This is a genomic window from Inquilinus sp. (assembly GCF_057815775.1).
In genome coordinates this window covers 1-13991 of record NZ_JBYRFX010000737.1, presented here as the reverse complement: position 1 = coordinate 13991, position 13991 = coordinate 1, and the positions used below count along the sequence as shown (strand labels likewise).

Annotated in this window: 12 protein-coding genes; 4 read left to right on the top strand and 8 right to left on the bottom strand. The window is 68.8% G+C overall.

Annotated features, from left to right (window positions below; translation table 11 throughout):
* From AC3XYG_RS25905 to AC3XYG_RS25885, 5 genes are all read right to left on the bottom strand, one after another.
* The coding region (locus tag AC3XYG_RS25905) for a hypothetical protein (protein ID WP_489142756.1) at positions 1-462 on the bottom strand (462 nt) is incomplete at its 3' end.
* A gap of 228 nt (positions 463-690) precedes the next feature.
* Complete coding sequence (locus AC3XYG_RS25900) at positions 691-2208, bottom strand: sugar ABC transporter ATP-binding protein (RefSeq protein WP_489142755.1); 1518 nt, start codon at positions 2206-2208, stop codon at positions 691-693.
* Positions 2209-2211: 3 nt separating this feature from the next.
* Positions 2212-3180, bottom strand: coding sequence for an ABC transporter permease (locus AC3XYG_RS25895; protein WP_489142754.1), 969 nt, complete (start codon positions 3178-3180; stop codon positions 2212-2214).
* Positions 3180-4238, bottom strand: coding sequence for an ABC transporter permease (locus tag AC3XYG_RS25890; RefSeq protein ID WP_489142753.1), 1059 nt, complete (start codon positions 4236-4238; stop codon positions 3180-3182). The genes AC3XYG_RS25895 and AC3XYG_RS25890 overlap by 1 nt, the downstream gene beginning before the upstream one ends.
* A gap of 88 nt (positions 4239-4326) precedes the next feature.
* The gene (locus tag AC3XYG_RS25885; protein ID WP_489142752.1) at positions 4327-5349 is read right to left on the bottom strand and encodes a sugar ABC transporter substrate-binding protein; all 1023 of its coding nucleotides are present in this window, start codon (positions 5347-5349) and stop codon (positions 4327-4329) included.
* A gap of 169 nt (positions 5350-5518) precedes the next feature.
* Here AC3XYG_RS25885 and AC3XYG_RS25880 point away from each other — a divergent pair, with 169 nt between their 5' ends.
* On the top strand, positions 5519-6298 hold the full coding sequence (locus tag AC3XYG_RS25880) for a GntR family transcriptional regulator (protein WP_489142751.1): 780 nt from the start codon (positions 5519-5521) through the stop codon (positions 6296-6298).
* 107 nt (positions 6299-6405) lie between these two features.
* Complete coding sequence (locus tag AC3XYG_RS25875; RefSeq protein WP_489142750.1) at positions 6406-7155, top strand: SIMPL domain-containing protein; 750 nt, start codon at positions 6406-6408, stop codon at positions 7153-7155.
* Between the two features lie 43 nt (positions 7156-7198).
* On the opposite strand, the gene AC3XYG_RS25870 is transcribed toward AC3XYG_RS25875, so the two are convergent.
* Positions 7199-7648, bottom strand: a complete 450-nt coding sequence (locus AC3XYG_RS25870; protein WP_489142749.1) for a lytic transglycosylase domain-containing protein — start codon at positions 7646-7648, stop codon at positions 7199-7201.
* 508 nt (positions 7649-8156) lie between these two features.
* Here AC3XYG_RS25870 and AC3XYG_RS25865 point away from each other — a divergent pair.
* Complete coding sequence (locus tag AC3XYG_RS25865; protein WP_489142748.1) at positions 8157-9554, top strand: PleD family two-component system response regulator; 1398 nt, start codon at positions 8157-8159, stop codon at positions 9552-9554.
* Between the two features lie 235 nt (positions 9555-9789).
* A complete protein-coding gene (locus tag AC3XYG_RS25860) occupies positions 9790-10983 on the top strand; it encodes a fatty acid desaturase (protein WP_489142747.1) in 1194 nt (397 codons plus the stop codon).
* Between the two features lie 13 nt (positions 10984-10996).
* Here the strand turns inward: AC3XYG_RS25860 and AC3XYG_RS25855 are convergent, their stop codons facing one another.
* Positions 10997-12379 carry a sensor histidine kinase gene (locus AC3XYG_RS25855; RefSeq protein ID WP_489142746.1) on the bottom strand — a complete coding sequence of 461 codons (1383 nt, stop codon included), beginning with the start codon at positions 12377-12379 and terminating at the stop codon, positions 10997-10999.
* Positions 12376-13575 (bottom strand): FIST signal transduction protein, encoded by a 1200-nt coding sequence (locus tag AC3XYG_RS25850; RefSeq protein WP_489142745.1) that lies wholly within the window; start codon positions 13573-13575, stop codon positions 12376-12378. Before AC3XYG_RS25850 ends, AC3XYG_RS25855 begins: the two co-directional genes overlap by 4 nt.
* Positions 13576-13991: the final 416 nt, after the last annotated feature.

The following is a 13991-nucleotide window of genomic DNA, read 5'->3' as shown; positions in this document are numbered from 1 at the left end:
GTTCATCAGGAAGCCGCGGCTGCCGAGGCCGATATCCTGCAGCAGCACCGCCGAGATCTCGACCGCGGCGGCGCCCTTGTTCTCGACCTCGACCCGCCACAGCCAAAGATTGGCGTCCGGCGCCAGCCACAGGGTGACGCGATGCGCCAGCCCTTCGGCCTCGCCGGCCCAGACGAACCGGTCCGACCCGGCGCCGACCGTCAGCCGCGCCGTCGGCCCGACCGCCTCGACCACCCGGCCGCCGGCCAGCCGCAGCAGCAGCCGGCCGATGCCGCCGGACAGCGGCGAGCCCAGCACCTGGTTGACCAGCACCGGGTCGCCCTGGCCGTCGACCTGGTGCGACAGGGCGAACAGCGCGCCGTTCGGCAGCAGGCTGGCGGCCAGGCCGGTGCCGTTGGCGATGCGCCGCAATCCGAGATCGGTGTCGCGCGGGAGGATGAATTCGGTCGTCTGGCCTGTCATCGTTGCCGCTCGCTCCAAGCTGCACGGACGTTCGGCCACGGCGACGCGGCACTCCGTCCTGGTCCGGAGTCTTCTACCCCGCCGCGACGATGCTGCCTATGGGGCCTCTCGACCCACCCGCGCCCCTCGCCGTCATTGCGAGGAGGCGAAGCCGACGAAGCAATCCATGGCGCCGCACAGGCTGCGCCATGGATTGCTTCGCTGCGCTCGCAATGACGGATTGAGCGGCTAGGCTGCTTCCACCCGGTGGATCAGGTTCATGATGCCCTCGCTCATCGCCCGGTAGTCGCGGGTGTTGGTGATCTCGCCCTCGATCCGGTAGGCGTTCATCACCACGATGCGGTCGGCCAAAGTGATCATTTCCGGCATGTCGCTGGTGATCAGCAGGATCGCCGTGCCGGTCTCGGACAGCTCGCGCAACAGCTGGTGCAGGTCGGCCTTGGCCTTGATGTCGATGCCGATCGACGGTTCGTCGACGATCAGCACCTTCACCCCGGCCGCCAGCCATTTGGCGACGCTGATCTTCTGCTGGTTGCCGCCGGAGAGGTTGCCGACCAGCTGGTTCAGCGACGGGGTGCGCACCGCCAGCCGCTTGATGAAGGGTTCGGTCTTGGCCCGGATCGTGCCGTCGGTGAGGAAGCCGAGGCGCCCCGCCAGCTTGCGCCACACGGTGATGCCGGCATTCTCCAGCACCGAATGCATCAGCACGAGGCCTTCCTGCTTGCGGTCCTCGCTGACATAGCCGATGCCGAAGCGGTGGATGGCCTCGGCGACGCTGCTGGCAATCGCCGGCTTGCCCTCGACCTCGACGCTGCCTGATGTCACCGGGAACTGGCCGAGGATGCATTTCGCCAGCTCGGTCCGTCCGGCGCCGACCAGCCCGTACAGGCCGACGATCTCGCCCCTGCGCACCGTCAGGTCCAGCCCGCGATGGCCCAGCGCGGTCGACACGCCCTGCAGTTTCAGCGCCGCCGGCGCCGTGGCATGGTCGCGGGCCGGCCAGTCGGCGATCAGCTCGGCCCGACCGATCATCAGCCGCACCAGGTCCTGCCGGCCCAGGCCCTCCATCGACCGGCTTTCGCAGGCGTTGCGGCCGTCGCGCAGCACCGTCACCCGGTCGCAGATCGCCTGCACCTCCTCCAGCTTGTGGCTGACGAAGAGCATGCTGACGCCCTCGTCGCGCAGCCGGCGCAGCAGGGCGAACAGGATGTCGGTCTCGTGCGGGGTCAGGGCCGCGGTCGGCTCGTCCAGCAGCAGCACGCGGGATTTCAGCGACAGCGCCTTGGCGATCTCGACCAGCTGCATCTTGGCGACGCTGAGCTCGGACACCGGGGTGCGCGGGTCGATGTCGAGATCGAGCACCTTCAGCCAGTGGCGGGCGTCGGCATTCACCTTGGCGTAGTCGACCCGGCGCAGCGGATGCGCGGCCAGCTGCTCCAGCGCGATGTTCTCGCCGACCGAGAAGCGCGGGATCAGGTTGCGCTCCTGGTGCACCACGCCGATGCGGTGGGCGGTGGCGTCACGCGGGCCGCCGAGCTCCACCGGCTTGCCGTCGAGCAGCAGCTGCCCTTCATCCGGCCGGTGGACGCCGGTGATGATCTTGATCAACGTCGACTTGCCGGCGCCGTTCTCGCCCAAGAGGGCGTGGATCGACCCCTGCTGCAGCGTCAGCGACACGCCCTGCAGCGCCTTCACGCCAGGGAAGAACTTGCTGACGCCGCGCGCCTCGAACACGGTGGGTCCCATGGCTCAGATCCTCGCCGGCACTTTGCGCACCTTCAGCTCGCGCAGGCGGTTGACGCCGACCGCCCACAGGATCAGCACGCCGAGCACGACCTGCACCAGGAACGGGTCGATGTTGAACAGCACCAGGGCCTGGGTGATGATCGCGACGATGACGACGCCCAAGAGCGTCGCCGACACGCTGACATGGCCGCCCGACAGCACGGCGCCGCCGATGACGGGCGCGGCGAAGGACAGGATCAGCCAGTCGTCGCCGATCGTCGGCTGGCCGATCTGCAGCCGGCCCACCAGCAGGATCCCGGCCAGCGCCGCCAGCAGGCCGGAGATGGCATGGGCGCAGATCACGGTGAAGCCGACCGAGATGCCCGACAGCTCCGCCGCATGCTGATTGCCGCCGACCGCCAGGATGAAGCGGCCCAGCGCCTGGCGGTTCAGCAGGAACCACAGGCCCACCGCGACCAGCGCCGTCGGCAGCACCAGCCAGGGCAGCGGGTCGATGAAGTTGGTGTTTCCGAGGATCTTGACCGCGTCCGGGATGCCGTAGAAGGGCTGCGCCTCGGTGATGCCGAGATTGATGCCCTTGAACATCGACAGGCTGGCCAGGGTGATGACGAAGGCGCTGATGCCGGTCCAGGCGATGAAGGCGCCGTTGACCATGCCGGCGACCAGACCGATCAGCAGCGCCAGCACCGCCGCGATCGGCGCCGGCAGGCCCCAGACCTGCATCATGCCGGCGAAGCTGATCGCCGCCAGGCCGCCGATGGCGCCGACCGACAGGTTCATCTGGCCGACCGCGATGATGATCATCTGCGAGAAGGCGATCAGCGCGTTGACCGAGATCGCCAGCAGCAGCACCTGGATGTTGAGCGGCGACAGGAAGGATGGGTTGAAGGCACCAACGATGACGATCGCCAGCACCGTGACCAGGAGCGGGCCGAACCAGTCGGTCCGCGCGTAGCGGGAAAACAAGCCCATCACACCATCCTCCGGCGGGCCAGCACCGAGCGGCGCGCCATGTCCATCAGCACCGCCAGCAGCAGCAGCAGGCCGAGGAAGGCCTGGACCCAGAATTCGCCGATCTGCAGCAGCAGCAGGCCGCTGGTCAGCAGCGTCACCAGGAAGGCGCCGAGGAAGGTGCCGACCACCGAGACCCGACCGCCCGACAGCAGCGTGCCGCCCAGCACCGGGCCGAGGAAGGCCGGCAGCAGCCAGTCCTGCCCCAGTTGCCCGGCCATCGACGGCAAGGCGGCGCCGTTGCGCGCCACCAGCATCAGCGCGGCGATGCCGGCCAGGAGGCCGGACAGGGCATGGCACAGCATGAAGACGCGGCCGACGCGGATGCCGGACAGCTCCGCCGCCTCCGGCCTGGCGCCGGCGGCCAGCATCTCGCGCCCCGTCACGGTGAAGCGGTACAGCACCACCAGCAGGGCGGCGACGACGATGGCCAGCAGCAGCAGCGGCGACACCATGCCGCCGAGGAATTTCAGCCGGCCGAACAGGGCAAAGACCGGCGGCAGCTCGCGGAACGATTCCCCCCGGCTGAGGAAGATCATCACCCCGAAGAAGATGCTCATGCTGGCCAGGGTGATGATGAAGCTGTGCAGCCCGGACCGCACCACCGTCCAGCCATTGACGAGGCCCAGCGCGGCGCCGAGCGCCAGACCGCCGATCATCGCCAGCGGCCAGGGCAGGCCGGCCCCCTCGATCAGCCAGCCGCAGGTCATGGCGGCGCAGACGCCGATGGCGCCGACCGCGAGGTTCAGCCCGCCGGTGACGATCACCACCATCATCGCCAGGCCGATCATGACGTTGATCGCGGCGGTGCGGCCCAGGGCGAACAGGTTGAACGGCGACAGGAAGCCTGGGGTCAGCAGGCCGAAGGCGGCGACGAACACCGCGATCAGCACGATCAGGCCGAATTCATTGGTCAGGTAGAAGCGCGGCCGTCCCGACGGCTCGCGCGGCGTCGCCTGCGGGGGCCCGAGCTGGGCCGGGGCCGGGGTCCGGGTCGCGGCGCTGTCGTCGGCATGCATCGGTCGAACTCTGGACGGAAAAGCGGTCTGCGGCGCGTGGCGCCGATACGAAACCCGGCCGGGCTGATCCGCCCGGCCGGGGTGTCCGCTAGGACGGGCAGTTCAGGTAGGTCTTCTCGAAGCCGGCCAGCAGGGTCTTGGTGATGGCCTGCATCGCCGCCAGATAGGTGTCGACCTTGTCGGCGCCGACGAAGACGGTGCCGGAGTCGATGAAGCGGGCAGTCAGCGCGTTGGTCTTGAACGGCGCGTCGTCCTTGACCTTGCAGCCGTTGCGCAGCCGGTCGACGACGTAGGAGCCGATATAGGCTTGGCCGTACGGGTTCTGCAGCATGGTGCCGTGCAGGAAGCCGTCCTTGATCGCCTTCAGCACCACCTCGTCATGGTCGATCGCGACCATCTGGATGCGCTTGTCGCCGATGCGGCGCAGGGCGTTGGCGGCCACCACCGACGGCACCCAGGCGGTGCTGATGATGCCGTCGACATCGGCGGCATGGGCTGCGAGGTAGGCGTTGATCTTCTCTTCCGCCGGCTCCGGCGCGTCGATGTCGGCGATGACCTGCACGACCTGCGCGCCCTCTTCCTTCGCCGCCTTCTCGACGGCGTCGATACGGAGCTGGGTGTTCGGGTCGACCAGGAAGCCGGTCAGATGCAGGATGCGCTTCTTGCCGGACATCGCCTTCAGCAGCTCCTTGGTGCCGAGATAGGCAGAGTTGCCGACATCGGTGCCGAGGCAGAACTGCGCTTCCGACGGGTCCTTCAGGCAGCCCGCGGTGGCGATGACGGGCGCGCCGCTATCCGCCAGCTCAGCCACGGTGCTGACGCTGCCGACGGGGTCGCCGGGGAAGACGAGGAAGGCGTTGTAGCCCTGCGTCACCAGGCTTTCGAGCAGCTGGTTCTGCTGGCTGAGTTCCCATTTCTGCGGAACCTTGTAGTCGGCGGCGCCCAGCTTGAAGTCGCGGGCGGCGTCCTTGCCGGCCTGGTCCCAGGCGGCGAAGTACGGGTGCGGCCCTGCCGGCACCAGGGCGACCTTGGTATCATCGGCTGCGGCGGCGCTGACACTGGCCAGCAGCGCGAGGCCGGCCAGAATGGCCTTCCGGACATGACGGGACATACCCATTCCTCCCCTGTTTCTTGTCGAGAGCCGGCAAGGCGATCGGCGCCCTTGCGCGGCGCATGGAGACGCTAGTATCCAAGTGTGCAAGGCGCAATCGAATTGTGGCTGCTGCGACCAAACAGGTCGGACAATTGCCGCGAGACCGCGCCGTTCGGGGGAGGACCAGATGCCGCTCGTCGTACCGACCGACGCGCCGCCCGCCAATACAGCCGATCCGGCCGCCGATCCAGCTGCCGATTCTGCCGTGGAGCGGAGCGGTGGCCTGCCGGCGATCCGCTTCCAGCTCGACCGCCGCCTGCCGGTCGCCGACCAGGTCTATGACGCGCTGCGGGCCGCCATCGTCCGCGTCCATCTGCTGCCCGGCACCTCGATCAGCGAAAACAGCATCAGCCGCCAGTTCGGCGTGTCGCGCACGCCGATCCGCGCCGCGATCCAGAGGCTGGCGGAGGAAGGGCTGATCGATGTCTACCCGCAGCAGGGCAGCTTCGTCGCCCCGATCAAGCTGGGCGGCATCGGCGACGCCCATTTCGTGCGCCGGGCGCTGGAGGTCGCGGTGCTGCGCGAGACGGCGAAGATCTGGTCGCCGGCGATGAGCGCCGCGGCGCATGCCGTGCCGGCCAAGCAGCAGGTGCTGCTGGATGCCGGCGACCTCGACGCCTTCCATGCCGCGGATGAGGAGTTCCACCACCTGCTGATGAGCTTCGCCAACCGCGAGGGGGTGTGGACCACGATCAGTGCCGCCTGGACCCGGCTGAGCCGGTTCATGCGGCTGTTCGGCGGCCCCGACCGCCTGCCGCTGGTGATCGAGGAGCATCTGGCGATCATCGACGCGCTGGATGCGGGCAACGCGGTCGAGGCGGAGGCACGGCTGGTCACCCATATGGACCGCGCCTTCGTGCTGCTGGACCAACTGCCCGACCGCTATCGCCGCTACGTCACCGACTGAGCCTCTCGGCACCCCGCGCCAGGATCAGAATCCTCTGATCCGCCTTGCCGGCGTCGCAATTCGTCCCTTTACTCCGCGGCAACCGCACCCAACCGAGGGACAATTCCATGACCCGCCTCCGCCCCAGCGCGCTCGCCTTCACCCTGCTGGCCGCCGTCGCCGTCCCGGCCGCGATCGGCGCCCTGTCCACCCGCCCGGCCCTGGCCGCCGAGGCGCCCGCCGGCCGCACGGCAACCCTGTCGATGACCGGCGAAGGCAGCGCCAGCGCCGCCCCCGACCAGGCCATGGTGACCAGTGGCGTCGCCAGCGAGGGCAAGACCGCCCGCGACGCGCTGGATGCCAACAGCAAGGCGATGGCCGCGCTGATCGACGCCTTCAAGAAGTCCGGCATCCAGCCGGCCGACCTGCAGACCAGCGGTTTCTCGGTGCAGCCGCGCTACGCCCAGCCGAAGGAAGGGTCGAGCGAGGCGCCGCACATCGACGGCTACCAGGTGAACAACCAGGTGACGGTGCGGGTGCGCGACCTGACCAAGCTGGGCGCCCTGCTGGACACCGCGGTCTCGACCGGGTCGAACCAGATCAACGGCATCGGCTTCGACCTGGCCGACCCGTCGCCCGTGCTGGACAAGGCGCGCGAGGCCGCGGTGGCCGATGCCCGGCGCAAGGCCGAGCTGACCGCCAAGGCGGCCGGGGTGAAGCTGGGCCGCATCCTGACCATCGCCGAGCCCGGCGCCGATGCGGGCCCGCGCCCGATGATGGCCGCCTACGCCATGGACAAGCGGGGCGGCGCCCCGATCGAGGCCGGGGAGAGCGAATTCCAGGCCCAGGTGGTGGTGACCTGGGAGATCGAGCAGTAACGAGCCGAATGCCCGGCCGCAGCGCAGACGTTGCGGCCGGATCCTACTGACCCTGGATGATGTGGATGGCCTCGTAGACGCGGCGGACCTGGTCGGCATAGGACCGGCCCGCCGCGATGTTGTCCGGCCCCGCATTGTAGGCGGCGACGGCGGCCCACAGGTCGCTGCCGCCGGTGGCGACGCGCATCTCGCGCAGGATCTCGCCGCCGACCAGCAGGCAGACGCAGCGGTCCGCCAGCAGCTGGTCGCGGGTCACGCCGAGCGCCGCCAGCCGGGGATAGTGCACCGAATTGATCTGCATCATGCAGACATCCTCGGTGCCGTTGCTGTTGCCGCCATTGACCGCTTCCTGGTGCCAGCGCGTCTCGACGTAGGACATCGCCAGCAGCAGCTCGGTCTCCACCCCCGCCAGCCGGGCGGCCCGGGCCATGCAGTCGCTGGCCATGGCCGCCGCCGGCAGCAGCAGTGCGAGCGCCAGAGCTGCCGACAGCATCAGCCGTACAGATCCAGCCGGCCAACTGATCCGGGCACCCGTTCGCGGCGTATAGCCTTCAGCCATGATGGCGACCATAGACCTCGTCGCGCCGAAAGGACGGCAAGCCTATACCAAACGATCAGCCGATCAATGTCTCTGGCGTTCCGATGCCGGCCGGGCCGCAGTTCGACGCGGATTCGATTGCAATTCCGAGAGATCGAATTCCAGCCGGAGTTCCACCTCGCTTCGGATGGAACCCTTACACATCCACTTCCATCGCTGCGATATCATCGCGTTTCCTATGCATCCGACCAGTAATCTAAAGCATTTGATCTGTTTCCAAACTTTAAATCCGCCGGTATTGGCCGTCCGGCGCTGTTTTATTCATCCAAATTTGGGAACAGATATTGTATCCTTGCTGCCGCTCCCGATGCGATGCTGACGGGAGCCATTGCGGTCGGATGAGGGAAATGCGTGATCGGGCAGTGCTGGATGGTCCGTCCCGGGAGCCTGTCGGCTTGAGGCGATGACCGCTCGAATCCTGATCGTCGACGACATCGAGGCCAACGCCCATATCCTGAGCGTGGCCCTGCTCGACCAGTATTTCGAGGTCCGGGTCGCATCGAGCGGCGCCGACGCGGTCGAGGTCGCACTGGCCTGGCAGCCCGATATCGTCGTGCTGGATGTGATGATGCCCGGCATGGACGGCTACGAGACCTGCCAGCGCCTGAAGGCCGACGAGCGCACCATGCATGTCCCCGTCGTCATGGTCACGGCGCTGGACGGCGTTCCCGAAAGGCTGCGCGGGCTGGAATGCGGGGCGGACGACTTCCTGACGCGGCCGATCGACACCGAGACCTTCGTCGTCCGGATCAAGGGGCTGGTCCGCCTGAAGCAGCTGTTCGACGAATGGCGGGCACGGCACCGGACGACGCAGGCGCTGGGCCTGGCCACCGAGCCGCCGCCCGGCAACGTCAAGGTTGCCGGCACCCGGGCCCTGGTGATCGACGATTGGGATCTCGGCGCCGCCGGCGTCGAAGAGGCGCTGGCCCAGGAAGGCATCACGGCGGTGCGGGCCTCCGACGAGACGGAAGCCCTGGCGGCCAGCCGGGGCGAACCGCTGAGCCTGATCGTGATCAACCTGTCGATGCGGGGCTTCGACCCGCTGCGGCTGGTGTCGCGGCTGCGGGCCAGCGAGGCCGGCCGCGACGTGCCGCTGCTGCTGATCGCCGAAACCGACCACCGGGACCTGGTGCTGCGCGGCTTCGACCTCGGCGTGAACGACTGGATCAGCCGGCCGTTCAACCCCAACGAATTCAGGGCGCGGGCCCGCAACCAGATCCGGCGCAAGCTGTACCAGGAGCATCTGCGCAGCGCGCTCGACGGCGTCCTCAAGCTGGCGCTGACCGACCCGCTCACCAGCCTCTACAACCGCCGGTACTTCATGCGCCACCTGGACGGCGTGCTGTCGGCCGAGCACATGACCGGCGTCGGGCTGCTGATGATCGACGTCGACAGCTTCAAGACCGTGAACGACCATTTCGGCCATCAGGCCGGCGACGCCGCACTGGAGCTGATCGCCGACCGGCTGCGGCTGGAGACCCGGGTCGTCGACCTGGTGGCGCGCCTGGGCGGCGAGGAATTCGCCGTGGTCATGACCGGGATCGACATCGAGCATGTCGCCGCCGCCGCGGAGCGGATGCGGGCCGGCTTGGCGGAACTGCAGTTCAACCCCACCGGCGCCGGCGCGGTCCCCCTGACGGTGAGCATCGGCGCGGCGGTGACCGCGCAGCGCGGCACCAGCCTGGATGACCTGATGCGGGCCGCCGACCGGGCCCTGTACGCGGCGAAGGCGCGCGGACGCAACCGTGTCGAGGTCGCGTTCCTTGCCGACGGCGATGACCGGCCGGCCCGGAGCGCCTGACCCGGCAGGCTGCGGCCCGCGCCACGCCGATTCGACCAGAGTGCTGAATCGGGCGGTGCGACATCCCATCTTGGGTAAATACGCGCCATCTCGGTGGATACAGGGCGGTGGCTTCTTCACCATCCCGGCTTTAATCTGCCTTTTTAGGTAATTCCTATCCTTTGAGATGACTTCCATTCCGTCTCGAAGGACGAGATGCAGTCGATCGTCGATCGATGCGGAGGAGGCGTTCTCAATGTCTATACTTGTTGCCGAGATCGGTGCCGTCGAGACGCCCGGCACATTGGCCGGACGGCGGGATCCGCGCGCGGAGATGGCGGCACGGCTGCCATCCCTGGCGCAGCCGCTCCTGTCCTGGCTGACGGCCCGGCCAGCCCCCGGGGAAGCAACGGTGGTGCGGTCACCGATGCAGTTCGTGCACCAGGCCTGCCTGCTGGTGGCGGTGGGGATTGCCGTCGGCATCCTGTCGGCCCTGCTGCCGACGGTCGAGGCCGGCCTCCTGCTGTTCCTGTCGCTGACGCTGACCACCTCCGGCCTCGGCCTGTTCCAGGTCGTCGTGTTCCATCACTGCGCCCACGGCACCGTGTTCCGCACGCGGGAGCGGAACGAGCTGGTCGGCCGGCTGGTCTCCGCCCTGCTCCTGTTCAAGCATTTCGAGCACTACCGGAAGGAGCACATGCACCATCACAGCGCCCGCAAGCTGCTGACCGAGGAGGACGAGTACGCCGATTTCGTCCTCGGCATGTGCCGCCTGGAGGCGGCGCTGCCCAAGCGCGAGCTGTGGCGGCGGGTCCTGGTCAACGTCGTGTTCTCGCCGCGCTTCCACATCTATTTCTTCTGGCGCCGGATCCGGGCGGCGACGCGGTCGCATGACCGGGTGCACAACGCGGTGGCCGTCGCGGCCCTGGTCGTCCCGGCCCTGGCCGCCATCGCCACCGGCACCACCGTGGCCTACCTGCTGGTCTGGATCCTGCCGCTGAGCCTGCTGCTGCAATGGGCGACCATCGGCCGGATCCTGTGCGAGCACCGGTTCCCGGAGCCGGCGCTGATCGCCGCGCGGGACAAGGAATTCGTCTGCCGGGCCACGGCCGGCGTGTTCCCGGGGGCCGACCTGCCGCGGGATTCGGCCTGGTCGCCCGCGGGGTTCGCGGCATGGACCGGGTGGTGGCTGAACATGCTGACGGTGCAGCTGCTGGTCCGCGTCATCGTCCTGGTCGGCGACGCGCCGTGCCATGACTTCCACCACCGGCGGCCATCGACCAAGCTGTGGACCGACTACATCCATGCCCGGCAGAAGGATGTCGACGCCGGATGCCCCGGCTTTCCGCTGAACTACGGCGAGACCTGGGGCCTGTTCCGCGCCATCGACGAAAATCTCGCCACGCTGTCCGCCACGCCCAGGGACGCCCTGCCGGATTGGTTACACTGACTCGGGCCCGCGATCAGCCGGCTGCCGAGGCGTCCGTCTGTCCCAGGCTGCCCAATGCGGCGGGGAGCACGATGTGGACGGTGGTGCCGTGGCCCGCGTCGCTCTCGACCGTCATCAGGCCGCCATGGGCCTCCACCAGCCCCTTGGTGATCGGCAGGCCCAGCCCGGTGCCGGCGATCTTGCGGGTCAGCGCGTTTTCGAGCTGCCGGAACGGCTCCATCGCCACCGCGATATCCTCCGCCCGCATGCCGATGCCGGTGTCCCGGATCGACAGCCGGATCGACTTGTCCGGGCCGATCGCCACCTCGACGCCGACCTCGCCGCCCTGCGGCGTGAATTTGAGCGCGTTGCCGATCAGGTTGTCGAGAATCTGACGGAACCGCACCGAATCGATGTGGATGCCGATGGCGGGGTCGACCTCGGCCATCGACAGGGTGACGCCGCGCTGCTCCGCCAGCCCCTGCGCGGCCCGGACGGCCGCACTCACCACCTGTTCCAGCCGCATCCATTCGGGCTGGATCAGCAGGCGGCCGCGCGAGATGCTGGAATAGTCGAGGATGTCATTGATCAGGCGCAGCAGGTGGCGGCCCGAGGCGGCGATCTCGGCCGCATAGGAGTCGGACCTGTCGGTGGCCAGGGGTGAGGCGCGCTTCGTCGACAGGATGTCGGCCAAGCCGATGATCGCGTTCAGCGGCGTCCGCAGCTCGTGGCTCAGCGTCGCCAGGAAGGCGGCCTTCGCCTCGTTGGCGTCTTCGGCCGCCCGCATCGCCAGCCGCAGCTCCCCTTCCGCCTGCTTGCGGGCCAGCACGTCGATATAGACGGACAGGCCGCCTTCGATCAGTTCCTGGTCGCCCGGTTCGAAGGCGCGATTGACGTTCGCTTCCGTGCGGTTGCCGATCATCAGGGCATGGCCGGTCGTGCGGTCATAGGCCCACAGCACATAGGGCAGCTGCAGGATGCCGGTCAGCTCATACGCCGGGGGTTCGATCCGGCTCTGGGCCGTGGTGAAGAAGAAGTCCGGCACGCTGGGCAGCGTGATCGGCGCCGTCGCCTTCTCCCGCAGCCCGACCGCATGGGTCACCTGGAAGACCCGGCTGCCCGGACTCTGCTCGACCAGCAGGGCCGCGCGTTCGCACATCGCGTTGTCGATGACGATTTCCAGGATCCTGACACCCAGATCCTCCGGCCCCATCGCGGCATCGGCCAGGCGGTGGGCCTCGCGGATCAGCTTGGCCAGGGTGCGGCTGCGCCGGGCCTCGCGAAAAGCCTGGCTCTGTTCCTCCTGCAGCCGGATCAGGCGGGCGCCGAGGTCGTTGCACTCGCGCTGGTAGTAGGCGAGTTCCCGTTCGAGCTGGCCCGGCGACGGACCGATGGTGGAGCGCGGGCGGCCTGTCATCGGGCGGACAATATGGTCAGCAGCCCGGTCCAGTCGAGCGGCCGGCTGTAGCCGTCAAAGGGCGCGATCTCGACACCGGAGTAGAAGCCGAGGAAGGGGATGGCGGGGTCGAGGCCCCTGGCCACCAGCTCGGCCTCTTCCACCGCGGCGCCGCTGCGGGCACTGGCCCGGCCGGCGCAGTCGATGTAGAGCGCCAGCAGCGGCTGCCCTTCGCGCTTCGTGGCGTTGATCGCGCCGATGCCGTTGCGGACGCTGTCCAGCATCAGCGCGTTGTCGCGCGCCATGATCTGCACCCGCGTGCCGAGGTGGAAATCCTTCTCGAACAGCGTGATCGACCCGGTGCTGCGGTTGGCCCGCAGGATCAGGCGGTTGACGTAGCTGTTCTCGTCATAGGGCGCGTAGGGGTCGCCCTGCTTCTCGCCGAGCGTCGCGATCAGCGACAGGTCCTGCGACGAGGTGCTGCCCAGGGTGACGCCCAGCATGCGCTCGATCACCTCAAGCGCCGGCTTGCCGTCGAGCTCGAACACCTCCGCACCCTCGATGCGGGTGATCTCCATGAAGGTGCTGACCGGCCGGCAGCCGTGCAGGATCACCGTGTCGTCCCGCACCGCCGGCGGAAACACCAGCGCGACGGCGGCATGCTTGGCGACGCCGCGGCCGTCGAAGACCCAGCCATCCGACAGGTTCATGTCGGTCAGGGTGCCACCGCCGATCAGGCGGATGCGGCGGCCGTCAAGGCCGGATTCCAGGCCTTCGATCAGGTCGCTGGCCGGATGCAGCCGCAGCGGCGACGTGTTGGCGACGCTGTCGTAGAACATCAGGACCACGGCATCATCCGCCGCGGCTTCGGCCAGGGCCCGCCCGAAGGCGATGCCGGCCTCGTGCTCGCCCTGCCGCAGGTCGCGGTTGACGACGATCCGGGGCAAGGGCGCCGCCTCGTCCCCGAAGGCGACGAGCCCGACCTCAAGCCCGCTGTAGCCGAGGCCGTCGCGCCAGATCACCCCGGCGGCCGAGCCGCCGACGATCAGCACCTCATCGCCGAAAGTAGCCCGCAGGGCGCCCAGGATCTCGCCGGCATCGTGCTTGCCGCCGCAGAAGACGAGCAGGAGGCGCGGGGCGATGTCCCCCATGGTGGCGCGGCATTGCTCGATCGCCGCCGCAGCCGACGCACTTTTCCCGTGACCGATCGCAACCATCGCCTGTCCTCGCCGCCGGCGGGCTGCACGCCCGTCCGAACGGCCATTCAGCGTCACATCCTGCCGTTTGTCTATCGACGCCGACGGGGTGGGCCGGCCGGGGAGCCATGCCCGATGCGCGGCTCAGCCCCGGATCGATGCGGCGAGGCGGGCCGCGCGCCTGGGCGCAGCGCACCGACAGGCGGCGCCACGGTTGTTCAAGCGCTCAGGCGTTGCTCGCCGGCAGCATCTCCGCCGGCTCGCAGGCCGAGTGGCGCAGCGTGTGGCGATCGCCCGCGCCCTGGTCACCCCCCGCTTCCTGCGTAACCCCGACGGAATTCATCATGGCGATCGGACAGCCAGAGCGCGGCCCAATTCGGCGTCAACCCAGCCCGGGCATAGTGCGAGCCGCCGCCACAGGCCGGTCTCGGCCGCGT